General features: G+C 72.4%; 21 protein-coding genes. 8 read left to right on the forward strand and 13 right to left on the reverse strand.

Annotation, left to right across the window (positions count from 1 at the left end; translation table 11 throughout):
• Positions 1 to 15: 15 nt before the first annotated feature.
• A complete protein-coding gene (locus AC5677_RS34010) occupies positions 16 to 1893 on the forward strand; it encodes an ABC transporter ATP-binding protein (RefSeq protein WP_497191724.1) in 1878 nt (625 codons plus the stop codon).
• Between the two features lie 180 nt (positions 1894 to 2073).
• Here AC5677_RS34010 and AC5677_RS34015 read toward each other — a convergent pair whose 3' ends face one another.
• The 4 genes from AC5677_RS34015 to AC5677_RS34030 all read right to left on the reverse strand — a co-directional run bounded on the left by AC5677_RS34015 (position 2074) and on the right by AC5677_RS34030 (position 6353).
• Positions 2074 to 3249 carry a GDSL-type esterase/lipase family protein gene (locus tag AC5677_RS34015; protein ID WP_497191725.1) on the reverse strand — a complete coding sequence of 392 codons (1176 nt, stop codon included), beginning with the start codon at positions 3247 to 3249 and terminating at the stop codon, positions 2074 to 2076.
• Positions 3250 to 3418: 169 nt separating this feature from the next.
• A complete protein-coding gene (locus AC5677_RS34020) occupies positions 3419 to 4090 on the reverse strand; it encodes a LutC/YkgG family protein (protein ID WP_497191726.1) in 672 nt (223 codons plus the stop codon).
• Positions 4087 to 5580, reverse strand: a complete 1494-nt coding sequence (locus tag AC5677_RS34025) for a lactate utilization protein B (protein WP_497191727.1) — start codon at positions 5578 to 5580, stop codon at positions 4087 to 4089. The genes AC5677_RS34020 and AC5677_RS34025 overlap by 4 nt, the downstream gene beginning before the upstream one ends.
• Positions 5577 to 6353 carry a (Fe-S)-binding protein gene (locus AC5677_RS34030; protein WP_497191728.1) on the reverse strand — a complete coding sequence of 259 codons (777 nt, stop codon included), beginning with the start codon at positions 6351 to 6353 and terminating at the stop codon, positions 5577 to 5579. The genes AC5677_RS34025 and AC5677_RS34030 overlap by 4 nt, the downstream gene beginning before the upstream one ends.
• Before the next feature lie 121 nt (positions 6354 to 6474).
• Between AC5677_RS34030 and AC5677_RS34035 the strand changes: the two genes are divergently transcribed.
• The 6 genes from AC5677_RS34035 to AC5677_RS34060 all read left to right on the forward strand — a co-directional run bounded on the left by AC5677_RS34035 (position 6475) and on the right by AC5677_RS34060 (position 13244).
• Entirely contained in the window at positions 6475 to 7779 is a 1305-nt protein-coding gene (locus AC5677_RS34035) for an MFS transporter (protein ID WP_497191729.1), read from the forward strand.
• Between the two features lie 751 nt (positions 7780 to 8530).
• Positions 8531 to 9316: an MHYT domain-containing protein gene (locus tag AC5677_RS34040; RefSeq protein ID WP_497191730.1), complete on the forward strand. Its 786-nt coding sequence runs from the start codon at positions 8531 to 8533 to the stop codon at positions 9314 to 9316.
• A gap of 162 nt (positions 9317 to 9478) precedes the next feature.
• Complete coding sequence (locus AC5677_RS34045) at positions 9479 to 11839, forward strand: sensor histidine kinase (RefSeq protein ID WP_497191731.1); 2361 nt, start codon at positions 9479 to 9481, stop codon at positions 11837 to 11839.
• A complete protein-coding gene (locus AC5677_RS34050; RefSeq protein WP_497191732.1) occupies positions 11836 to 12252 on the forward strand; it encodes a roadblock/LC7 domain-containing protein in 417 nt (138 codons plus the stop codon). The genes AC5677_RS34045 and AC5677_RS34050 overlap by 4 nt, the downstream gene beginning before the upstream one ends.
• A 10-nt stretch (positions 12253 to 12262) precedes the next feature.
• Positions 12263 to 12637 (forward strand): DUF742 domain-containing protein, encoded by a 375-nt coding sequence (locus tag AC5677_RS34055; protein WP_497191733.1) that lies wholly within the window; start codon positions 12263 to 12265, stop codon positions 12635 to 12637.
• A complete protein-coding gene (locus tag AC5677_RS34060) occupies positions 12618 to 13244 on the forward strand; it encodes a GTP-binding protein (RefSeq protein ID WP_497191734.1) in 627 nt (208 codons plus the stop codon). Before AC5677_RS34055 ends, AC5677_RS34060 begins: the two co-directional genes overlap by 20 nt.
• Positions 13245 to 13331: 87 nt before the next feature.
• Here AC5677_RS34060 and AC5677_RS34065 read toward each other — a convergent pair whose 3' ends face one another.
• From AC5677_RS34065 to AC5677_RS34105, 9 genes are all read right to left on the reverse strand, one after another.
• A complete protein-coding gene (locus AC5677_RS34065) occupies positions 13332 to 14519 on the reverse strand; it encodes an NAD(P)-binding domain-containing protein (protein ID WP_497191735.1) in 1188 nt (395 codons plus the stop codon).
• 65 nt (positions 14520 to 14584) lie between these two features.
• Entirely contained in the window at positions 14585 to 14806 is a 222-nt protein-coding gene (locus AC5677_RS34070; RefSeq protein WP_497191736.1) for a hypothetical protein, read from the reverse strand.
• A gap of 24 nt (positions 14807 to 14830) precedes the next feature.
• The gene (locus AC5677_RS34075) at positions 14831 to 14956 is read right to left on the reverse strand and encodes a hypothetical protein (RefSeq protein ID WP_497191737.1); all 126 of its coding nucleotides are present in this window, start codon (positions 14954 to 14956) and stop codon (positions 14831 to 14833) included.
• The gene (locus AC5677_RS34080; protein ID WP_497191738.1) at positions 14953 to 17277 is read right to left on the reverse strand and encodes a hypothetical protein; all 2325 of its coding nucleotides are present in this window, start codon (positions 17275 to 17277) and stop codon (positions 14953 to 14955) included. The genes AC5677_RS34075 and AC5677_RS34080 overlap by 4 nt, the downstream gene beginning before the upstream one ends.
• A 114-nt stretch (positions 17278 to 17391) precedes the next feature.
• On the reverse strand, positions 17392 to 18597 hold the full coding sequence (locus AC5677_RS34085) for an LLM class flavin-dependent oxidoreductase (protein ID WP_497191739.1): 1206 nt from the start codon (positions 18595 to 18597) through the stop codon (positions 17392 to 17394).
• 1 nt (position 18598) lies between these two features.
• Positions 18599 to 19642, reverse strand: coding sequence for an ABC transporter substrate-binding protein (locus tag AC5677_RS34090; RefSeq protein ID WP_497191740.1), 1044 nt, complete (start codon positions 19640 to 19642; stop codon positions 18599 to 18601).
• Positions 19643 to 19675: 33 nt separating this feature from the next.
• On the reverse strand, positions 19676 to 20509 hold the full coding sequence (locus AC5677_RS34095) for an ABC transporter ATP-binding protein (protein WP_497191741.1): 834 nt from the start codon (positions 20507 to 20509) through the stop codon (positions 19676 to 19678).
• The gene (locus AC5677_RS34100) at positions 20482 to 21369 is read right to left on the reverse strand and encodes an ABC transporter permease (protein ID WP_497191742.1); all 888 of its coding nucleotides are present in this window, start codon (positions 21367 to 21369) and stop codon (positions 20482 to 20484) included. The genes AC5677_RS34095 and AC5677_RS34100 overlap by 28 nt, the downstream gene beginning before the upstream one ends.
• Before the next feature lie 250 nt (positions 21370 to 21619).
• Positions 21620 to 21706 carry a putative leader peptide gene (locus tag AC5677_RS34105; RefSeq protein ID WP_497196858.1) on the reverse strand — a complete coding sequence of 29 codons (87 nt, stop codon included), beginning with the start codon at positions 21704 to 21706 and terminating at the stop codon, positions 21620 to 21622.
• A gap of 133 nt (positions 21707 to 21839) precedes the next feature.
• Between AC5677_RS34105 and AC5677_RS34110 the strand changes: the two genes are divergently transcribed.
• Positions 21840 to 22262, forward strand: coding sequence for a secondary thiamine-phosphate synthase enzyme YjbQ (locus AC5677_RS34110; RefSeq protein ID WP_497191743.1), 423 nt, complete (start codon positions 21840 to 21842; stop codon positions 22260 to 22262).
• Positions 22263 to 22300 lie beyond the last annotated feature (38 nt).

A 22300-nucleotide genomic window follows, 5' to 3' on the forward strand; every position in this document is an offset into this window, starting at 1 on the left:
CCCTCGTAGGAGCCCATGCGCAGCGACGAACCGAACTGGACCCCGCCGCCCAAGGACCCGAACGCGCCGGTCCAACTCCGCCGGATCCTCACGCTCTTCCGCCCCTACCGCGCCCGGCTGGCCCTGGTCGGCCTGCTCGTCGGCGCCTCCTCCCTCGTCTCGGTCGCCTCGCCGTTCCTGCTCCGCGCGATCCTGGACGTCGCGATCCCCGACCGCCGCACCGGACTGCTCACGCTCCTCGCCCTCGGCATGATCGCCACGGCCATCACCACCAGCGTCTTCGGCGTCCTGCAGACCCTGGTGTCCACCACCGTCGGCCAGCGCGTCATGCACGATCTGCGCACCGCCGTCTACGCCAAGCTCCAGCGGATGCCCCTGGAGTTCTTCACCCGCACCCGCACCGGCGAGGTCCAGTCCCGGATCGCCAACGACATCGGCGGCATGCAGGCGACGGTCACCTCCACCGCGACCTCCCTGGTCTCCAACCTCACCTCCGTGGTCGCCACCATCGTCGCCATGGTCGCCCTCGACTGGCGCCTGACCGTCGTCTCGCTCCTCCTGCTCCCGCTGTTCGTCTGGATCAGCCGCCGGGTCGGCAACGAACGCAAGAAGATCACCGCCCAGCGGCAGAAGCAGATGGCGTCGATGTCCGCGATGGTCACCGAATCGCTGTCCGTCAGCGGCATCCTCCTCGGCCGCACCATGGGCCGCGCCGACTCCCTCACCCGGACCTTCGCCGACGAGTCCGAGCGCCTGGTCGACCTCGAGGTCCGCGCCAGCATGGCCGGCCGCTGGCGGATGGCGACCATCGGCATCGTCATGGCCGCCATGCCCGCCCTGATCTACTGGGCGGCCGGCCTGGTCCTCCAGCTCGGCGGCCCGAGCTTCTCCCTGGGCACCCTGGTCGCCTTCGTCACGCTCCAGCAGGGCCTGCTGCGCCCCACCGTCTCCCTGCTGTCCACCGGCGTGCAGATGCAGACCTCCCTCGCCCTCTTCCAGCGCATCTTCGAATACCTCGATCTGCCGGTCGCCATCACCGAGCCCGCCGAGCCGGTACGCCTCCCGGCCCCGCGCGGCGAGATCCGCTTCGAGAACGTCACCTTCTCCTACGACGCCCACGCCCCCGAGGCCACCCCGACCCTCGACGGCATCGACCTCACCATCCCGGCGGGCGGCAGCCTCGCCGTCGTCGGCCCCACGGGCAGCGGCAAGAGCACGCTCAGCTACCTGGTGCCACGCCTCTACGACGTGACCGAGGGCCGGGTCACCCTGGACGGCGAGGACGTCCGCGACCTCGCCTTCGACACCCTCGCGCAAGCGGTCGGCGTGGTCTCCCAGGAGACCTACCTCTTCCACGCCTCGGTCGCCGACAACCTCCGCTTCGCCAAACCGGACGCCACCGACGACGAGATAGCACGCGCGGCCAAGGCCGCGCAGATCCACGACCACATCGCCGCCCTCCCCGACGGCTACGACACCCTCGTCGGTGAACGCGGCTACCGCTTCTCCGGCGGCGAGAAACAACGCCTCGCCATCGCCCGGACGATCCTGCGCGACCCGCCGGTACTCGTCCTGGACGAGGCCACCAGCGCCCTGGACACCCGCACCGAGCACGCCGTCCAGCAGGCCATCGACGCCCTCTCCAAGGGCCGCACCACCCTCACCATCGCGCACCGCCTCTCCACCGTCCGCGACGCCGACCAGATCGTGGTCCTGGACGCCGGGCGGATCGCCGAACGGGGCACCCACGAGGAACTGCTCGCCGCCGACGGACGCTACGCGGCCCTGGTACGCCGCGACGCCCGCCGGACACCGGCCGGCCCCGACCCCCTGGCCGACGGGCGTGACGCACGCCTCACATCCGTCGACGATCAGGTGATGACCGCTAAGTAACCCCCGGGTAAGGTCATGCTCGCGGCGGCCAGTTCACTGGTCGGGGTGGCCGCCGCACCCCCTCGTCGACCCCGGGGGTCTCCGTGGCAGGCCATCGGCCGGGCCCTGCACACCGCCCGCACGGCCTCCCGCACGGCCGCACCGGCAGCACAGCCGTAGCCGCCGCCTCCGGCCTGACGCTCAGAGCGCGCCGACCGTAAGGGCCGCGGCCATCAGCCGATAGCCCTCGTCGTTCGGGTGCTTGTGGTCGCCGCTGTCGTACGCGGGCGCGAGCGCATCCGCATCGGCCGGGTCGGCGAGGGCCGCGGCGAAGTCGGCCACCGCGTCGAACTCACCCGAGTCGCGCATCCAGGCGTTGACCTGCCGACGCTTCGCCTCGGCGGCCGGTGAGTGGTACTCGGCCCCCTTGAACGGCAGGATCGTCCCGCCGATGATCCGGACCCCCGCCGCGCGTGCCTGTCCGATCAGGTCGCGGTACCCCGCGATCAGATCGTCGGCGGAGTTGTCCGGGGCGGGCTTGTACGTCGGCAGGTCGACCTCGCTGAACCCGATGTCGTTGAGGCCCACCAGCACCACCACGGAGCGGACGCCCGGCTGCTCCAGTACATCGCGCCGGAAACGGTCGCCCGCCCGGTCCCCGAACCACGCCGAGTCGTTGAGCAGCAGATTCCCGCCGATGCCCTGGTTGAGCACGGGCCGCGGCGCGCCCTCGGCGGCCAGCCGCTCGGCCAGCGCATCGGAGTAGCGGTGGTTGGCGTCGATGGTCGAACCGAAACCGTCGGTGAGCGAGTCGCCGAGCAGCACCACCGTGTCCCGCTGCGCCGGGCCGCCGTCCGCCAGCTCGACGGCGGAGAGGTAGTACCAGGACACCGTCGTCTCGCCGAACACGGCCGGGTCCGGGTCCGCGAGCTGCTCGCCGGCGGCACGGTAGGTGGTGGCGTACCCCTGGGCGTGGAAGGAGGCGGGCCCGGTCGGCCGGGCGAAGTACAGCGATACGGTCAGCGACGCGAACGGCGCCACACTCAGCTCCACGGCATCGCTGTGGACCTCGCCGCCCGGCGGGATCACCACGGAGGGCGCACCGTCGAAGGTGAGCGTGCGGACCGTCCCGGCCACGACGGCCGCCCCCTCCTCCGTCCGCGCGATCGAGGCCCCGGCCACCTCCAGCGGGGCGGCCCCGTACCGGTTGGAGAGCCTGATCCGTGCCGAGGTGCCGGCTCCGGTGACCCGCACGATCTGCCGTACGGTCTGGTCCGCGAAGCCCTCCTCGGCCCAGTTCTTGTGGAACCCGATGCTGGGGCGCTGCATCGCTGCGGCCCAACCGGCGTTCCAAGAAAGGGAGTTACTGGTACTCATGGCGTTTGCTGCCTCTCTGTTCCGCTTCGTGCTGCTTCGGTGGTGATGACAGAGAGTCTTCCGAGCGGCGCGAGGGCTACCCAGACCCCTGGGCTTGGTAGGTAGCGGATACCTACCAATGGGAGGGTCACCCTCGCGCCGGGCCGCCGGGCCGCGACAAGGCCCCGTGCTACGCCCGCTCCGGGGAATCGGCCGCCTCGTCCGCCAGCAGGATCACCTCCAACGTCCGCGGACCGTGCACCCCTTCCACCCGGTCGAGCTCGATATCGCTGGTCGCCGACGGGCCGGAGATCCAGGTCAACGGGCGGCCCGGCGACAGCCGCGGCAACGCCTCGGGCACCGAGCCGACGACCTGATCCGGGACGCGCACCACACAGACGTGATGGTCGGGCACCAGCGTGATCCGGCGTCTGCCCTGGTCGGGCCCCGCGTCCAGGACGATGGTGCCGGTCTCCGCGATGGCCACGGCGCAGCCCGTCAGCACGCTGTCCACGCCGTCGAGTTCATGCGGCGTACTCGCGGCACGGTCCGGCACGAGGCGCACGCCGGAGGCGGCCACCCATGACGAATCCAGCCCCGGCGGCACCACCATCGACCGCGCCCCGCGCTCCGCCAGCAACCGGCCGATCAGTGGCGCGAGCCCCTCGGCGGCGCTGCGGTGCACGATCGCCCGGTAGTCGGCGAGGTTCTCGGCGAGGAGTTCGACCGTCTGCGCGGTGGTCCGCGACCCGTGCACCCGCAGATAATCGCGCGTGACCGGCGGACCGCCGGGCCCCTCGCCGTCCGGCACATCCGCCAGCGCCCGGCGCACCCGCGCCAACACCACGTCCCGGCCACTCATGTGACGCCTCCTTGCCGCTTCGTCGAGGTTTCCCCGCGGGTGCGTTCCCACCAGTCGCGGAAGGACTCCGCCGGTACGGCCGGCAGGTCGCGGGTGTCCGACCAGGCCCGTCCCGGCCCCGGCAGCCGCCGTGGATGAAGCCGCCGGGTACGCGCCGCGAGCCGCATCCCGGCCCGCAGCACTCCCGGGTGGTCGAACGCCCAGCCCGCCGCGCGCATCGCGGCCCGCTCCGCGGCGTGCCCCCTGGCCGGCCTGAGGACCGTACGCGCCCCGTCCCGCGTCACCGGGCCGCCCTCCACGACCCGCTCCCGCAGATGCACCAGCACCTCGGGGATGTCGATGGCCACCGGGCACACCTCGTAACAGGCCCCGCACAGCGACGACGCATAGGGCAGCGACGCCTCCAACTTGCCCGTCACGCCGCGCAGTTGAGGAGTGATGATGGCGCCGATCGGACCCGGGTAGGGCGAGCCGTACGCATGCCCGCCGGCCCGCTCGTACACCGGGCAGACGTTCAGGCATGCCGAGCAGCGGATGCAGCGCAGTGCCTGCCGTCCGACGGTGTCGGCGAGGGTGTCGGTGCGCCCGTTGTCGAGCAGGACGAGATGGAAGGTCCGGGGGCCGTCGCCGTCGGTGGTCCCCGTCCAGGTGGAGGTGTAGGGATTCATCCGCTCGGCGGTGGACGAGCGGGGCAGCAGCTGGAGGAAGATCTCCAGATCCTGCCAGGTGGGCACCACCTTCTCGATGCCGACGACGGAGATCAGCGTCTCCGGCAGGGTCAGGCACATCCGGCCGTTGCCCTCGGACTCGACGACCACCAGGGTTCCGGTCTCGGCCACCATGAAGTTGGCGCCGGAGATCCCGACCTTCGCGGACAGGAACTTCTCCCGCAGATGGCGGCGCGCCGCCTCCGCCAGCTCGGCGGGGGAGTCGGACAGCCCCTCGGGCGCGGGCCGGCCCCAACGTCCCATCTCCCGCGCGAAGATGTCCCGGATCTCCGAGCGGTTGCGATGGATCGCCGGGACCAGGATGTGCGACGGCAGATCGTCGCCGAGCTGCACGATCAGCTCCGCCAGATCCGTCTCGTACGCACGGATCCCGGCCTCGGCCAGCGCCTCGTTGAGACCGATCTCCTGCGTGGCCATCGACTTGACCTTGACGACCTCGCTCTCGCCGGTCTCCCGCACCAGCCGGGTGACGATCCGGTTGGCCTCGTCGGCGTCCACCGCCCAGTGGACCTGCCCGCCGGCTTCGGTGACCGCCGTCTCCAGCCGCTCCAGATAGTGGTCGAGATGGCGCAGCGTACGGTCCTTGACGGCCGAGCCCGCGGCCCGCAGCTGTGCCCAGTCGTCCAGTTCGGCGACCGCCTTGGCCCGCTTGTCGCGGATGGTGTGGGTGGCGTGGCGGAGATTGGCGCGCAGCTGGGGGTCGCGGGTGGAGGCGGCCGCGGCCTTCGGGAAGGCGGGCATGCCCAGGTAGGTGCCGCTCACCGGCCGCTCCCTTCCGTGACGGACTTCGTGGCGTCCTCGGTAGCGGCCAGGATCTCGGCGATATGGACCGGGCGGACCGGGGAGCCCTGCCGGGCGAGGGTGCCGCCGATGTGCAGCAGACAGGAGTTGTCGACCGTGCAGACCGCCTCGGCGCCGGTCCCGGTGATGTGGCGGACCTTGTCGGCGCCCATCGCCGCGGAGACCGCCGGATTCTTCACCGCGAAGGTGCCGCCGAATCCGCAGCACTCCTCGGCGCCCGGCAGCTCGCGCAGCTCCAGCCCCTTGACGTGGGAGAGGAGCCGGCGGGGGCGGTCGCCCAGGCCCAGCATCCGCAGGCCATGACAGGTGGGGTGATAGGTGACGGTATGCGGGTAATAGGCCCCGACGTCCTCCACCTTCAGCACATCCACCAGGAATTCGGTCAGCTCGTACGTCTTGGGCACCGCGAGCGCCGCCGCGTCGGTCAGCTCCCGGCCGCGGCCCTCGGCGGCCGCCTTCGCACCGATCCGCGGATAGTTCTCCCGCACCATGGCCGCGCACGAGCCGGACGGGGTGACGACGTACTCGTAGTCCTTGAACGCCCGGTCGAAGCGGCGCACCAGCGCTTCCGTGGCGTGCCGGTAGCCGGTGTTGAACTGGGGCTGGCCGCAACAGGTCTGTTCGGCGGGGAATGCGACGTCCACGCCCAGGCGTTCGAGGAGGGTGACGACCGCCTGTCCCGTCCGCGGATGGAGCATGTCGTTGATACAGGTGATGAACAGTGCTACCCGCACGTTGCGTTCTCCTTTCGGCCGCCGCGTGCTCTGGCGGCCATCCGCCTCACCGGTACATGATCACCTGTTGGATCATCCTGCCCCAGTGGCGGGCCCAGGAGAAGGACCGGAGCGGAGGACCATGCCGAGCACACAGGACATAGCGGAGGGCCGGGCGGCCGGCGACGGCCGCCCGCCGTCGAGGCTGCGGCAGTTGGCGGCGGCCTCGGTGGGCAACGCCGTCGAGTGGTACGACTGGTACGCGTACTCCTTCCTGGCGGCCTACTTCGCCGAGCAGGTCTTCCCCAAGGGCAGCGGCAACTCCCTGGTGCCGCTGCTGTCCTCCTTCGCGGTCTTCGCGGTCGGCTTCTTCATGCGGCCGGTCGGCGGCCTGCTGATGGGCGCGGTGGCCGACCGCCGCGGCCGGCGGACCGCGCTGACCGTCACCATCCTGCTGATGGGCGCCGGCAGCCTGCTGGTCGCGATCACGCCCACCTATGCGAGCGCCGGGGTCCTGGCCCCCGTCGTCCTGGTGATCGCCCGCCTGGTACAGGGCCTGTCGGTGGGCGGCGAGTTCGCGGCCTCCACGACCTTCCTCGTCGAATCGGCCGGTCCCGGCAGGCGCGGGCTGTTCTCCAGCTTCCAGTACGTCTCGACGAGCATCGGCCAGTTGCTGGCGTCGGGCACCGCGGCGCTGCTCGCCGGGCAGCTCACCGAGGGCCAGATGGGGGAGTGGGGCTGGCGGGTGGCGTTCCTGGTGGGCGCGCTGCTGAGCCTGCTGGGGCTGTGGATCCGGCGGGGCGCGCAGGAGACCAGGAGCGCGGCACAGCAGGAGGCCGAGCGGCCCGGTCTCTTCGAGGCGCTGCGCCGCTACCCCCGGCAGTCCCTGCTGATCTGCGGCATCACCGTGGGCGGCACCATCGCCTACTACACCTGGACCACCTACCTGCCGACCTATGCGCAGGTCAACGCGGGCTTCGACAAGGGCGATTCGCTCACCGTCGGCACCATCTCGCTGGCATTCTTCGCCCTGCTGCAGCCGCTCGGCGGCCTGCTCTCGGACCGGATCGGCCGCAAGCCGCTGCTGCTCGGCTTCGCCCTGGGCTTCGCCGTTCTGGCGGTGCCGCTGCTCCACCTGATCACCGATGCGTGGGTCTCGCTGCTGCTGGTGCAGTGCGCGGGCATGGTGCTGCTGACCGGGTACACGGCGATCGCCGCGGCCGTGAACGCCGAGGTGTTCCCCGCGCGGGTGCGGGCGGCCGGGATCGGCTTCCCGTACTCCCTCACCGTGGCGCTCTTCGGCGGCACCGCCCCGTATGTCGGGACCTGGTTCGCGGAGGCCGGGCACGCCGGGCTGTTCCCCTGGTACGTGGCCGTGCTGTGCCTGGTGTCGTTCGTCGTCTATCTGGTGCTTCCGGAGACGGCGCGGCAAGAGCTGGAGAAGTAGGGACCGGCCCACCGGACAGGCCCGGGCGCCCGCCGCGGAGCGCCGTCCCACACAAGCGCCGCCCCTCCCGGGACAGGGAGGGGCGGCGCGGTGCTGTGCGGTGCGTCAGACGAGCCAACCCAGGAAGTGGAGGACGCCGGCAAGCAGGTTGGTGACGATGTTCATCTGGCTGATGCTCCTTGAAAGTCTTGCGATGTGGGACCAACTCTCCGGCCCAGCAAGGGATGTCGACCGGAGGCGCCGTAACGGTCTGCAGCCCGTCGCTTGCGCCCCGTAAGGATCACCCGATGCGGTGCGCCCGGGAAAGCCCTTTCAAGATCGATCACGCTTTCCAGGGAACATTCGCGCGTGCGTTCGCTTGTTCCCATACTTCGGGTCGGTATCGCGCGGGTGCGGGTGAAGCGCGTCCGGATTGCGTCCTATTGGCGCCCTCTTTCTCTTTCGGGGCACATGATGTGGTCGCGTCGCATCATGGGCGCGATCTCCCGTGACCTTTCTCATTGCCGATCTTCATTGCCGAATGGGCGGGCGACCGCCATTGCCGTGAAATTGACGTGCAATCAGGAGTGCCGGTGCCGGGCAATGACGGACATTTACCCAGCCCGTGCTGCACGGAACTCGCAGGTAACGCAACGCTGCGTGAGAAGTCCCGTATTCCTTCCCGAATGGATCTCCGGATGCGCACGACTTTCACAAGACGATCACGTGTTAGCGTCCGTCGCCGCGAACCAAATCCGCGAAAGGAAACTCCGTGGGCCACATGCACCACTTCAGCGCGGGCTGGATATCTCCGGTCCTCGCCTATGCGATGGCGTGCGTAGGATCCGCGCTCGGTCTGCGCTGCACCGTCCGGGCGCTGGCCGCCGACGGCCGCTCGCGCCGCAACTGGCTGCTGACCGCCTCCGTCGCGATCGGTTCCGGCATCTGGACCATGCACTTCATCGGGATGCTCGGGTTCGGCGTCACCGGCACCCCGATCCGGTACGACGTCCCGCTCACCGTGCTCAGCCTGCTGGTCGCCATGGCGGTCGTCGGCGCCGGCGTCTTCACCGTCGGCCATGGCCGCGCCCGGCTGCGCTCGCTGCTGTTCGGCGGCCTGGGCACCGGCGTCGGGGTCGCCACCATGCACTACCTGGGCATGGCCGCGATGCGCCTGCACGGGCACGTCCGCTACGACCCGGCCCTGGTCGTCCTCTCCGTCGTCATCGCCGCCGTCGCGGCAACGGCCGCCCTGTGGGCCGCGCTCCATGTGCGCGGCGCGGCCGGCGCCGCCATCGCATCCCTGGTGATGGGCCTCGCCGTCACCAGCATGCACTACACCGGAATGGCCGCCGTACGCATCGATCTCGCGCCCTCCCGCGCACCCCTGCCCGGTGTCACCCCCATGGAATTCATCTTTCCGCTGACCGTGGTACTCGGCTCTTTTCTCTTTCTCACCGTGGCCTTTGTCGCATTGTCACCGACCGCCCGGGAACGGGCCGCCGCAGAAGCCTCCGCGCAAACGTTCCACGAGGCCGAACTCCCCCTTTCTTCCTGACCTCTTGAGGAATTCATGCACGCACCAAAGAACCCGGTCCCATCCGGGCCCGAGGGGGGTACGCCGCCGCCCAAGTCAGGTAATCCGCGAGGGAATTACCGCTCCCGCGGACCCGCCCACGGGACCTCCGGCCGCGCGCTTCTCCCCAGGCTGCCCCGCCTCATGCCCCGGTCCGTACGCTCGAAGATCGTCGCGCTGCTGATGGTCCCCGTGGTCTCCCTGATCGCCCTGTGGGCCTTCGCCACGCTCACCACCGCGCGCCATGTCTCCGACCTCGACCGCCGCAAGGAAATCAACACCACGCTGCTGCTGCCCGTCGGCGATTTCGTCGCCGCCGTACAGGACGAGCGCAGCGCCGCGGCGCGCGCCGTCGCCGCCCCGAACGCCGACCGGCAGCAGACGCTGCGCGACCGGCAGCGCGCCACCGACGCCGCCGCGCGGGCCCTGCGGGACGGCGTCAACGCGGGCAGCGCCGACGCGGAGGGCGTCGACCCCGACCTGCCCGGCCGGATCGACCGCCTGATGCGCGACGCCGACGAACTGCCCGCGCTGCGCGCCCGGCACGACGCCGGCGCGACCGCCGCGGACGGTGCGGTCGGCCGCTACACCACCGTCGTCGACCACGGCTACGCCACCATCGGCTCCCTGACCGGCCTCCAGAACCCGGACGGCTCCTCGGAGCTGCGCATCGTCCTGGAACTCGCCCGCGCCCGCGAGGCCATCGCCCGCGAGGACGCGGTCCTCGGCGCCGCCCAGGCATCCCGGCGGATGACCTCCGCGCAGTTCGACGCCTTCACCGGCGCCACGCACACCCAGCGCGAACTGTTCGCCGGCGCGGTCGACGACCTGCGCCCCGCCGACGCCGCGGCCTACCACCGCATCCTGAACGGAACGGCCTACCGCGACCTGCGGTCCGCCGAGGACGCCGTACGGAACGCCGGGCCGGGCGCCCCCGCGGCCAAGGCCGTCCCCGACACCAGCTGGAGCGAGACCAACGGCACGGTCCTGCGCGAACTGCGCACGGCGCAGCGGTCGGCGGCCACCGCGCCCGCCCGCGACGCCGACCCGCTGTCCCTGGAACAGCTCGGCGGCTCCGGCATCGCCGTGGTCCTGGGACTGGCCGGTGTGCTGCTCTCCCTCCTCATCTCCGTCAAGATCGGCCGCCGGCTCGTCGTCGAACTGGAGGAACTGCGCAACGACGCCCTGCGGGTCGCGGGCCGCGATCTGCCCCGGTCGCTGCGCCGGCTGTACGCGGGCAAGCCCGTCGACATCGAGGCCGTCGCCCCGCTCGACAGCGACCGCGCCACCGGCCGGGACGAGATCGGACAGGTCGGCGAGGCGCTGGTGGCGGTCCACCGCACCGCGCTCCAGGCGGCGGCCGACCGCGCCGAGGCGCTCAGCGGCGTCTCCGGTGTGTACGTCAGCCTCGCCCGCCGCAGCCAGCTGCTGCTGCACCGCCAGCTCGCCCTGCTGGACACCATGGAACGCCGCACCGAGGACCCCGTGGAACTCGAGGACCTCTTCCGGCTCGACCACCTCACCACCCGCATGCGGCGGCACGCCGAGAGCCTGATCATCCTCTCCGGCGCCGCACCCGGCCGCGGCTGGCGCCGCCCCGTACCGCTGCTGGACGTGGTGCGGGCCGCGGCCGCCGAGGCCGAGGACTTCGCGCGGGTCGAGGTCACCAACGTCGCCGACGCCCGGCTGGCCGGCGGCGCCGTCGCCGACATCACCCATCTGCTGGCCGAACTGGTCGAGAACGCCGTGATGTTCTCGCCGCCGCACACCAAGGTGCAGGTACGCGCAGAACGGGTGGGAACGGGCATCGTCCTGGAGGTCCACGACCGGGGGCTCGGCATGGGCAAGGAGGCCCTCGCCGAGGCCAACCGCCGGATCGCGGACGCCGACGAGATCGACCTCCTGGACACCGAACAGCTCGGCCTCTTCGTGGTCAACCGCCTCGCCCACCGCCACAGCGTCCAGGTGACGCTGCAGCCGTCGGTGTACGGCGGCATCACGGCCGTGGTGCTGCTGCCCCAAGCCCTGCTGGCCGACACCGATGCGGCCGACGACGACGCGACGGCGGAGCCGATGACCTCGCTCTACCACCGCCGCCGGCCCGCCGCGGCGCGGGCACTCGGCGCCGCCCCCGGCGCGCGGCACGCGCTGCCACCGGCGCCGGTGCGCCCCCGGGCAACGGATCCCGATCCCGCCCCGGACACCCCGCCGGCCGCCCCCGCGGAGCCCGTCCCGGCAGAGCTCGACGGCCCCCTGCCCCGCCGCGTCCGGAGCGCCAGCCTGGCCCCCCAGCTGCGCAGCGAACCGCCGCAGCGCCCCGACTGGGTGCCCCGTACCGACAACACCCCCACACCCAGCCGTTCCCCGGAGCAGGCCCGCGCCACGATGGCGTCCCTGCGCGCCGGCTGGAACCGCGGCCGCGACGCCGTGGCCCAGCAACGGCCCGGCGATCCGGACCAGCAGCCGCCCCGTGGCGACGAACCCCAAGGAGACGCCCCCCGATGACTGCCGACCGGAACCACACCCACCTCTCCGGTGAACTGAACTGGCTCCTCGACGACCTGGTCTCCCGCGTAGTGGAGATCCGCTGCGCCGTGGTCCTCTCCGGCGACGGTCTGGCCGTCGGGACGTCCACCGGTCTGTCCCGCGACGACAGCGAACGGTTCGCCGCCATCGCCTCCGGCTTCCACAGCCTGGCCAAGGGCGCCGGCCGGCACTTCGCGGCCGGCCAGGTCGTCCAGACCATGGTCGAGCTGGAGGGCGGCTTCCTCTTCGTGGTGGCCGCCGGGGACGGCTCCTGCCTGGGGGTGTTCGGCGACGCCGAGGCCGATATCGGCCTGGTCGCCTACGAGATGGCCCGGCTGGTCAAGCGGGTCGGCGCACACCTCGGCACGCCCGAGCGGGCCGGAGCGGAGTGACCGGCCGCCCATGACCGACGCCACCCCGCACTGGTACGACGACGAAGCGGGGCCCGTGGTCCGGCTCTTCGCGATGACCGCGGGGCGGGCCCGGCCCAGCAGCGAGGCCTTCGAGCTGATGGCCGTCGTAGCGCCCGGGTCCCGCCCCGACGACACCCCCGTGCTCTCACCCGAGCAGCACACGATCCTCGCGCTGTGCGGCGAGCGGCCCCGCACGGTGGCCGATATCGCCTCCGATTCCGGGCTCCCGCTCGGCGTGGTCCGGGTCCTGCTGAGCGATCTGCTGGCGGCGGAGCTGATTGACGTCAACCGCCCTGTGCCGCCCGCCCAGTTGCCCGATGCGCACATTCTCAAGGAAGTGATCGATGGACTTCGCGCGCTCTGATGCGCCGAGCCCCGCCCCCTCGGCCGCCGGCTCCTTCATGGCCCTCAAGATCCTGGTGGCCGGAGGCTTCGGCGCCGGCAAGACGACCCTGGTCGGCTCGGTCAGCGAGATCCGGCCGCTCAGCACCGAGGAGCGCCTGACCGAGGCGGGGCGTCCGGTCGACCGCCTCGACGGGGTCCAGGACAAGACCACCACGACCGTCGCGATGGACTTCGGCCGGATCACCATCCACGACGATTTGGCGCTGTACCTGTTCGGCACGCCGGGCCAGGACCGCTTCTGGTTCCTGTGGGACGAGCTGGCGCAGGGCGCTCTCGGCGCCGTGGTGCTCGCCGACACCCGCCGTCTGGCCGACAGCTTCTCGGCGATCGACTACTTCGAGCACCGCGGCATCCCGTTCGTCGTCGCCGTCAACTGCTTCGACGGCGCCCGCCCGCACCGCTCCGACGAGGTGGCCCGGGCCCTGGACCTCGACCCCGGCACGCCCGTGCTGCTGTGCGACGCCCGCGAGCGCGCGTCCTGCAAGGAGGTGCTGATCGGCCTCGTCGAGCACGCGGCGGCGTCGTACGAGGCGCGGCTGCGGGGCGGGGCGCCGGCCGGCTCCTGAGCAGCGGGCCGCGGCCGCCGGCTTCCGTGCGGGCGGCCGCCGGAGCCGGCGTGCCGCGGCCCGGCCCGCGCGCGGGTCCGAGCCTCATCACGCCGGCTGAGGCTCGCCGAGAGCCGCGCGCCGATCGTCCTCTGCGGCGTGATGCCTGGGCGCATGGCCCTCCGTGGCGCGGGAATCCAGCAGCTTGCGGATGTCGTGCACGGCGGTGCGGCCGGCGCGGTTGGCGCCGATGGTGCTGGCGGAGGGGCCGTATCCGACGAGGTGGATGCGGGGGTCGCGGACGACGCGGGTGCGGTCCATGCGGATGCCGCCGCCCGGTTCGCGGAGGCGGAGCGGGGCGAGATGGTCGATGGCGGCGCGGAAGCCGGTCCCGTAGAGGATCACATCGGCCGCCCCGGAACGGCCGTCCGGCCACACCACCCCGGTGGGCGTGATCCGCTCGAACATCGGCAGCCGCTCCAGTACGCCGCTCTCACGGGCCCGCCGGATCGCCTCCGTCATCGGCAGCCCGGTCACGCTCACCACGCTGCGCGGCGGCAGTCCCTGTCGGACCCGCTCCTCGACGAGGGCGACGGCGGCCCGGCCTTCCCCCTCGCCGAACGGCCCCTCCCGGAAGACGGGCGGCCGGCGGGTCACCCAGGTCGTGTCCGCCGCCACCGGCGCGATCTCCAGCAGCTGCTGGACGGCCGACGTGCCGCCGCCGACCACCACGACCCGGGCATCCCGGAACGCCTCCGGCCCGTCGTACTGCGCACTGTGCAGCTGCCGGCCGCCGAATATCTCCTGCCCGGGAATCCGCGGCCAGAACGGCCGGTCCCAGGTCCCCGTCGCATTGATCACCGCCCGCGGTGCATAGGTGCCCTGCGAGGTCTCGACCAGCAGCCGCCCGTCGCCGTCGCTGTGGTCAGGACCTTCGCGCACCGCCAGCACACTCACCGGCCGGTGCACCCGCAGCCCGAAGGTCCGCTCGTAGCTGTCGAAGTAGGCACCGATCACCTCGGCCGACGGACGGTCCGGCACGGCGCCGGTCAGCTCCATCCCCGGCAGCGCATGCATCCCGTGCACCTTGTCGTACGTCAGCGTCGGCCAGCGGAACTGCCAGGCGCCGCCGGGCCGCGGGGAGTGATCGAGGACGACGAAGTCCCGGTCCGGTACGAAGCCCGTGCGCCGCAGATGGAAGGCGGCGGCCAGGCCCGCCTGCCCGGCGCCGATCACCACGACCTCGATCTCGGTCCCGTCCGTGCGCCCGTCCGCCGGCCCACCGCTGTAGTTCATGCCTGTGCCAACTCGGCGAGCGGCCGGGATCTTCCCGCTCCGCCCGGCCGGATCGTCGTCCGCCGTCATGGGCCCTGGCCGCCCTGCCGCTCGGCCCGCGCGGCCGCCGCGTACCACCACCGCGGCCGCTCCGGCCCGACGATCTTCGAGGCCGGCTGGTCCGGATGCAGCCCCAGCGGCCGCAGCGCCTCCGCACGCACCCGCACCGTGATCCAGCCGCGCCACCGCCCGGTCGCGTCAGGACCGCAGGCCAGGCCCATCTTGATGTCCTCGTCGCGCAGCGGCATCCAGTCGATCCCGCGCCGGCGCAGTCAACCGTGCAGCGCCGCCATGGGATGCGGGGCGCCCGACACGTTCTCGTACGCGGCGATGACGATCGTCTCGGCGTCGGGCAGGGGGGCGGGGCGGGACCGCCGGCCCCGATGACGTGGGCTCATCTCGCTGTCCACTCCTCTTCCAGGGCTTCGCGGACGAGGTCGGCGCCGGCCGGTGCGCCCTCCTCGGGCCATTGGGCGACCAGCCGTACGAGCAGCTCGCGATGGCCGGGCAGCCGGTGCTCCTCGGTGAGGCCCTGAGCGGCCACCACCTGCACCTCGCGCGCCTCGCAGGCGGTGGCGCGCACCAGCTCCTCGGTCGCCGCGTCACCGGGGACATCGCACAGCAGGTGCAGGGCGTGGACGCGGTCCTGAGGCGAACGGCTCTCGTCGCGGGCGAGCGCACCGAGCGCGCGGACCAGGCGCGGATCCGCCGGCTCCGTGTCGGGAGTCGCCGGCTCCGTGTCGCTCAGCACCGACGCCACCGTGTCGAAGGCCGCCCTTCCCACCTTGCCGCTCATGGGGCGCTCCAGTACGGCGGCGAGCGCGGCCGCGTCCTCGGGCCCCGGGCACCGCGCGACCCGCAGCACCTCCAGCGCGCTGAGGTGGCCCGCGTCGGCGCCGTACTGCGGGCTCGACCCGGCCGGCGACGGCGGCCGGCGCAGCGTCTCGCGGGCGGCGGCGAGCGCCTCCGCCGCCACCGCCGCGCGGGCCTTCGCCCTGCCCAGCCGCCCGATGCCCTCGGAGCTCCACCAGTGGTCCAGCGCGATCCCCACGGCGACCGGCTGCCCACTGCGCAGCAGCGTCCGCAGGGCACGGCGGACGGACTCGGCACCACCGGCCGCGCGCAGCTCCCGATGCGCGCGGTGCAGCCCGGGGTCGCTCAGCCGGCAGCCCGCCCAGTGGACGCTGTGCATCCCGCCGAACACCGTCTTGCCGACCCAGCCGGAGCGCAGGCGCGCGCTCCGCATCCCCGTCGGCCAGCTCTCCGTCAGGTCCTCGAGCAGTTCGCGGTGCCGGTCGATGCGCTCCGGCCGCGACAACTCCCGGGCCGCGTCCACCTGGACGTCCAGGTCCTCGCTGCGCACGGCCCGGAGCAGCAGGGCGTCCGCCTCCGTGCCCAGGGTCCGGCCCAGCACGTGCATCGCGGCCGTGCGGAGTTCGCGCGGCCCGGATGCGTCCACGAAGCGGCCGATGACGTCGATGAGGCGCGGGTCCGGTCCGTCCGTCGCCCGGAGCACCTGCCCGGCGGTCGAGAGCGCTTCCGAACGGACCGTACGCACGGTGGCCCGCTCCAGCACCTCGGCAAGCAGATCCGCATCCGACGCCCGCACCCCGGCGTGCCGGAGCGCCGCCAGCGCGCTCAGATGGTTCGCGGCCGCGCCGGTACGCGGACTGAGTCCGGCCGGCGACGGCGGCCGGCGCAGCACCTCCCGGGCGATCGTGCCCGCGTCCTGGGATCCGCGCAGCCGCCTGGTGCGCACGAAATGGTCGAGCGCGATCCCGACGGCCACGGTCTGCCCGCTGTGGAGCAGCGTGCGGAACGCCCGGCGCGTGGCGCGCCTCCCGACCGGAAGCCGCAGCTGCGCATGCGCGCCGCGGAGCCCGGGATCGGACAGCTCGGCACCGACCCAGTGGGTGCTGTGGAACCAGCCCCGGTCATTCAGCATCATCCGTGGGTGGGAGCCGACGCCCTCGGGCCAGCCGGCCACGAGACGCTCGACGCGCTCGCGGTGCGCGGCGAAGCGATCCGGCCGCAGGAGTCCGGCCGCCCCCGCCGCCTGCAGTTCGACCTCGTCGGAGTCGGTGGCCCGGACCAGCAGCGCGGTGGCCTCCGGCCCCTCCGCCCCGTCCAGCGCGGACAGCGCCGCCGCCCGCTCCTCGACGTCGAGACCCTCGTCGAACGCCAGGGCGCCGAGCACCGCCACCAGGCGCGGGCTCGGATCCGCGGCCTCGGCCAGCGCCCGGCGGGCCGCGGTGCATCCGGTCGCGCGCACATTCACATCCGTCGCGCACTCCAGGGCGTCCGCGATCAGCCCCACGTCCGACTCTTCGGCGAGGTTCATCAGCGCGTTCAGCGCACTGGCGTGGTTGGCACCCGCGAACGCGCCGTCGCCCTCGGGGGTCGGCGGCTGCCGCAGCAACTCCCTTGCCACGACGAGGACTTGCTGCTTGTACTGCGCGACCGTGCGCTCCCCGCCGAAGCGGGTCAGCGCACCGGAGTACTGGAAGTGGTCGAGCGCGATGCCCGCGGCAGCGGGGTGGCCGCTGTGCAGCAGCGTGCAAAAGGCGTCCAGATACGCCGACGCATCCCGCGGGTCCGTCAACTCCTCATGTGCACGGGCGAGTTCCGGATCGCCCAGCCGGCAGTCCTGCCAGTGGAAGCTGTGGAAACCGACGACCATCAGTCGCCCAACTGCCGGTGAATGGTGAACTCCTGCCATGCCGTGACCGACTGCCATCCCTGCTGCCGTCTGCCATCCTTGCGCGCGCGCCGGCAGAGCAGCATGTCAGGAGTTCACCTCACCATCAAAGGGTTTTCCGGCGACCGGGGGCCGTCAGCGTCCCCCCGCCACCAGCAGCGGCGCCCCGCCCGGTGCCGACGCCGGCCGCCCGTTCGCCGCCGGTACGCCCGCCAGCGGGTCCGGCCCGGCAGTCAGCAGCCCCCGCGCGGCCAGCTCCGGCCGTACGCCCTCCCCGAACCAGTACGCCTCCTCCAGATGCGGATAGCCCGACAGCACGAAGTGCTCGATGCCCAGGGCGTGGTACTCCTCGATCCGGTCGGCCACCTCGGCATGGCTGCCGACCAGCGCGGTGCCCGCCCCGCCCCGTACGAGACCCACCCCGGCCCACAGGTTCGGCGAGATCTCCAGCTTGTCGCGCGAACCGCCGTGCAGCGCCAGCATCCGCTGCTGGCCCACCGACTCGCTCTTGCCCAGGGCCTGCTGGGCGGAGGCGATGGTCTCCGGGTCGAGGTCGTCGAGCAGCCGGCCGGCGATCGCCCAGGCCTCCTTCGACGAATCCCGCGAGATGGTGTGCAGGCGGATCCCGAAGCGGACGGTGCGGCCCTCCCGCTCCGCCAGCCCCCGGATCCAGTCGATCTTCTCCTTCACCTGCGCGGGCGGCTCGCCCCACGTCAGATACACATCCGCGTTCCGCGCCGCGACCGGCCCCGCGGCCGCCGACGAGCCGCCGAAGAAGATCTCCGGCAACGGGTCCGGCGGCAGCGCCGTCAGCCCGCCCTCGACCTGGTAGTGCTCACCTTGGAAGTCGAACGGCTTCCCGCCCCACACACCCCGTACGACCTGCAGGAACTCATCCGTACGGGCATACCGCCGGTCGTGGTCGAGATGATCGCCGAACCGCTTCTGCTCGGTCGCGTCACCCCCCGTCACCACATTCAGCAGCAGCCGCCCGCGCGAGACCCGCTGATACGTCGCGGCCATCTGAGCGGCCAGCACCGGCGAGATCACCCCCGGCCGGAACGCGACCAGGAACTTCAGCCGCTCCGTGACCTGGGTGAGCGCCGCCGTCGTCAGCCAGGCGTCCTCGCACCAGGTACCCGTCGGCGTGAGCACCGCCTCGAACCCCAACCGCTCGGCAGCCTTGGCTATCTGGGCCAGATACTCGATGTCCGGGGCCCGGACCCCGCTCACCGGCGTGATGCGCTCGCGCCGGATCCCGCCGTCCGTATAGGCGTGCCGGTCGACGAGGGTCCGCCCGTCGCCGCCGGTCGGCAGAAACCAATGCAGGTGTACGGACATCTCACTTGGCCTTTCCGTAGGTGCGCGGGGCCGTGCCGGAAGGCGGCAGGCCACCGTTGAAGCGGGTGTCGACGAACGACCCGAAGTCGAAGGTGCGGGGGATCAGCTTGAGGCCGGCGAAGACGTCCACGATCCGCTGCTCCGAGGCGATGGCGGCCTTGTCCACGGCGACCGGTACCCCCGTGCCCCGGGTCTGCTTGACCGCGGCCAGCGCCACCTTCTCCGGCAGCCCGGTCTCCTTCGCCCAGGACTCCGCCCAGGCGCCGGGGTGCTTGAAGACCCAGTTCTGCGCCCGCCGCAGCCGGGCCACATAGTCCTTGAGCAGCGCGGCCTTCTTCTTGTCGGCCAGCGCGGCGGGCGCGGCCACCTGGAAGCTCAGCCCGTTGACCACTCCCTGACCGGTGGTCAGCACCCGGGCATCGGCCTGATCGAGCGCCTGCGAGGTGTACGGGTCCCACACCGCCCAGGCGTCCACCTTCCCCCGGCTGAACGCGGCGAGGGCATCGGCCGGCTGGAGGTAGTTCAGCTTGACGTCCTTCGGCGACAGCCCGGCCCGCTTGAGCGAGGCGACCAGCTGATAGTTGGCCGAGCTGCCCTGCGCCACCGCGATGGACCTGCCCTTCAGATCCGCCGGCCGCTTGAGCGGCGAGTCCTTCTTCACCAGGACCGCCTCGCCGTCGGACCTGCTGTGCGTCCCCGCGATCACTTTGATCTTCGAATGCGCGGCGGCGGCGAACACCGGCGGCGTGTTACCGACCGCTCCGACGTCGACGGCCCCGGCGTTGACCGCCTCCAGCAGCGGCGGACCCGAGGTGAACGTCGACCACTTGATCTTGTACGGCAGATCGTCCAGCTCACCGGCCGCCCGCAGCATCGCCTCCGAACCCCCCTTCTGGTCGCCGACGTTGAGCGTCTGCGACCCCTTGCCGTCGGTCCCGCTGCCGGTCCCGCCCGATGCGCCGTCGGCCCGGGACGCACCGCCGCACCCGGCGAGCGCCAGGGCGAGGGGGAGCAGGAGGGCGGGGGCGAGGTGTCGTGGTCTCATGGGGTGTCCGTTCTGTGCTGAGGTGGTTCGTGGTCAAGCGGAGGGAACGGCGGGGGCGGTCCCGGCGCCGGTACGAGTCGGGGGAGCGGCGGCGTCCGTACGGGGCCCGGCCCCACCGCCGGCGGCCTGCGTCGCCCCCTCGACGCCCAACCGGTCGAGCAGACGGGCGCGCAGCGCGGCGAAGCGGGGATCGGTGACATCGCGCGGCCGGGGCAGCTCCACCTCGGTCTCGTACGCGATCCGGCCGCCCTCCATGACCAGCGCGCGGTCGGCGAGCAACAGCGCCTCCTCCACGTCATGGGTGACCAGCAGCACCGCGCAGCCGCGCTCCTGCCACAGCTCGGCCACCAGCCGCTGCGCCTTGATCCGGGTCAGCGCGTCCAGGGCGCCGAACGGTTCGTCGAGCAGCAGCAGATCGGGCTCCCGCACCAGCGCACGGGCGAGCGATGCGCGCTGGGCCTCCCCGCCGGAGAGCGTCTTGGGCCAGGCATCCGCCCGATGGCCGAGCCCGACCTCCTCCAACGCCCTTACGGCAACGCCCCGTTCGGGCCGTCCGGGGAGCCCCAGCAGCACATTGCGCCACACCCGCTTCCAGGGCATCAGCCGCGGCGCCTGGAACGCCACCGCCTTGCGGCGCGGCACCAGGACCTCGCCCTCGATCTCCCGGTCGAGCCCCGCCAGCACCCGCAACAGCGTCGACTTGCCGCAGCCGCTGCGCCCGAGCAACGCCACGAACTCGCCTGGCCGGATGCTGAGATGGAGGCCGTCGACCACGGCCTTCCCGTCAAAGGCCCGCACCAGCGAGTCAACCTCGACGGCGGCGTCGGCGCGCGCCGCGCTCACCGCCCCGTGAACGTCGGTCGCCATTGCAGCAACACCCTTTCCAGCGTGCGGACGACGAAGTCGGCGATGAGCCCGAGAGCCGCGTAGACGACCAGGCACACCATGATCACGTCGGTACGGAAGAACTCCCGGGCCTGATTCATCAGAAAGCCCAGGCCGTCGTCGGCGTTCACCTGCTCGCCGAAGACCAGGGCCAGCCACGCGGTGGCCAGCGCATAGCGCAGTCCGGTCATGGCTCCCGGCAGCGCACCGGGCAGTACCACATGCCGGATCAGCCCCCACCGGCCGAGCCCGAGCGAGGTCCCCGCCTCCACCAGCTGGGCATCCACCCCCCGGATCCCGGCGTACACATTCAGATACAGATGGAACGCCACCCCGAGCGCGATGAGCGCGATCTTCGGTGCCTCGCCGATCCCCAGCCAGATGATGAACAGCGGAATCACGCCCACCCAGGGGATGGACCGCAGCATCTGCACGGTCGCATCGACCAGATCCTCGCCGAGCCGCGAAAGCCCCGAGACGAGCGCCAGCACGATGCCCGCCGCCCCGCCCAACAGCAGTCCGAAGGCGACCCGTTGAACGGACACCAGCATCGCCGAGGGCAGCGTCCCGTCCGAGACGAGATCGCCGGCGGTGGCGGCAATGGTCCCGGGCGAGGCCAGCATGTCCGCCGGCAGCGCCCCGCTGGCGCTGAGCACCTGCCACACCACCAGCAGCCCCACGGGCCCGGCCGCGCGGCGCAGCCAGCGGGGCACCGTCCGGCGACGACCGGCGACGGGCCGGACGCGCACCAGCGCGGGCGAGGACGGCGCGGCACGGCCCTTCCCTACCTTCAACGACATATCGGGCGGGGCGTGGCCGGGCACGGCCTGGTCGAGCGTCATACGAGCTCCACGGATGGGGGAGGGGCACGCCCAGGCGGTCGGCAGGCGACCGCGCACACGAGCGGCGAAGAACGAGGAATTCCGGCAGAAACCGGCCAGGAAACGCACCTGCGGACCAACCCGGGCCCCACAGATGTCAGCGCATCGGCGCATCCGCCCGGCCGCGCGATCGGCGCATCAGCGCCTCAGGGCATCCGCCCGGCCGCGCGATCAGGGCCTCACCGCAGCTGAAACGGCGTCAGCGCAAGCGTCAGCGGCCGCGACAACACGCGGCGGAGGCCACCCGCAGCAGGTCGATATGACCGCGCGTGGTGAGCAGGGTTGCTGACAAAGGCATGTCGCTGAAAGTAGCGGTGGGCTCGGAGAGGGGTCAAACGTCATCTCGGCAGGTGGACCTTTGTTGCACGGGCATGACGACCGGCCCGGACAGGCCTGCCGACCCGCCCACGGTCCCGTACGAAGATGGAGCCATGAGCACCGCATTCACCACCCGCACCCTCACCCTCACCACCGGCTCCACGGAGACCGTCACCGACCTCACCGCCGACTGCGCCGCCTTCCTCAGGGAAGCCGCGGCCGGCCGCGACGGCCTGCTGAACGTCTTCGTCCCGCACGCCACGGCCGGCATCGCCATCCTGGAAACCGGCGCCGGCAGCGATGAGGACCTCCTGTCCGCCCTCCAGGACCTCCTCCCTCCCGACAACCGCTGGCGCCACCGCCACGGCACCCCCGGCCACGGCCGCGACCACGTACTCCCCGCCCTCGTCCCGCCGCACGCGACGCTCCCGGTCGTCGCGGGACGGATGGAACTGGGCACCTGGCAGTCGGTCTGCCTGGTGGACACGAACGTCGACAATCCCCACCGCCAGGTGCGGCTGAGCTTCCTGGGCTAGAGCGGATCGCCCTTCCCGCTTGCGGGGCGCCGTCTCCT

The organism is Streptomyces sp. JLSY215 (genome assembly GCF_059682825.1).

Coding starts and splice junctions, on each gene's coding strand:
- AC5677_RS34075 (WP_497191737.1), bottom strand. CDS start 14,956: ATGAGCCCACGTCATCGGGGCCGGCGGTCCCGCCCCGCCCCCCTGCCC.
- AC5677_RS34085 (WP_497191739.1), bottom strand. CDS start 18,597: ATGTCCGTACACCTGCATTGGTTTCTGCCGACCGGCGGCGACGGGCGG.
- AC5677_RS34110 (WP_497191743.1), top strand. CDS start 21,840: ATGAGCACCGCATTCACCACCCGCACCCTCACCCTCACCACCGGCTCC.
- AC5677_RS34105 (WP_497196858.1), bottom strand. CDS start 21,706: ATGCCTTTGTCAGCAACCCTGCTCACCACGCGCGGTCATATCGACCTG.
- AC5677_RS34080 (WP_497191738.1), bottom strand. CDS start 17,277: ATGGCAGGAGTTCACCATTCACCGGCAGTTGGGCGACTGATGGTCGTC.
- AC5677_RS34090 (WP_497191740.1), bottom strand. CDS start 19,642: ATGAGACCACGACACCTCGCCCCCGCCCTCCTGCTCCCCCTCGCCCTG.
- AC5677_RS34050 (WP_497191732.1), top strand. CDS start 11,836: ATGACTGCCGACCGGAACCACACCCACCTCTCCGGTGAACTGAACTGG.
- AC5677_RS34060 (WP_497191734.1), top strand. CDS start 12,618: ATGGACTTCGCGCGCTCTGATGCGCCGAGCCCCGCCCCCTCGGCCGCC.
- AC5677_RS34010 (WP_497191724.1), top strand. CDS start 16: ATGCGCAGCGACGAACCGAACTGGACCCCGCCGCCCAAGGACCCGAAC.
- AC5677_RS34070 (WP_497191736.1), bottom strand. CDS start 14,806: ATGCCGCTGCGCGACGAGGACATCAAGATGGGCCTGGCCTGCGGTCCT.
- AC5677_RS34035 (WP_497191729.1), top strand. CDS start 6,475: ATGCCGAGCACACAGGACATAGCGGAGGGCCGGGCGGCCGGCGACGGC.
- AC5677_RS34020 (WP_497191726.1), bottom strand. CDS start 4,090: ATGAGTGGCCGGGACGTGGTGTTGGCGCGGGTGCGCCGGGCGCTGGCG.
- AC5677_RS34015 (WP_497191725.1), bottom strand. CDS start 3,249: ATGAGTACCAGTAACTCCCTTTCTTGGAACGCCGGTTGGGCCGCAGCG.
- AC5677_RS34100 (WP_497191742.1), bottom strand. CDS start 21,369: ATGACGCTCGACCAGGCCGTGCCCGGCCACGCCCCGCCCGATATGTCG.
- AC5677_RS34065 (WP_497191735.1), bottom strand. CDS start 14,519: ATGAACTACAGCGGTGGGCCGGCGGACGGGCGCACGGACGGGACCGAG.
- AC5677_RS34045 (WP_497191731.1), top strand. CDS start 9,479: ATGCCCCGGTCCGTACGCTCGAAGATCGTCGCGCTGCTGATGGTCCCC.
- AC5677_RS34095 (WP_497191741.1), bottom strand. CDS start 20,509: ATGGCGACCGACGTTCACGGGGCGGTGAGCGCGGCGCGCGCCGACGCC.
- AC5677_RS34055 (WP_497191733.1), top strand. CDS start 12,263: ATGACCGACGCCACCCCGCACTGGTACGACGACGAAGCGGGGCCCGTG.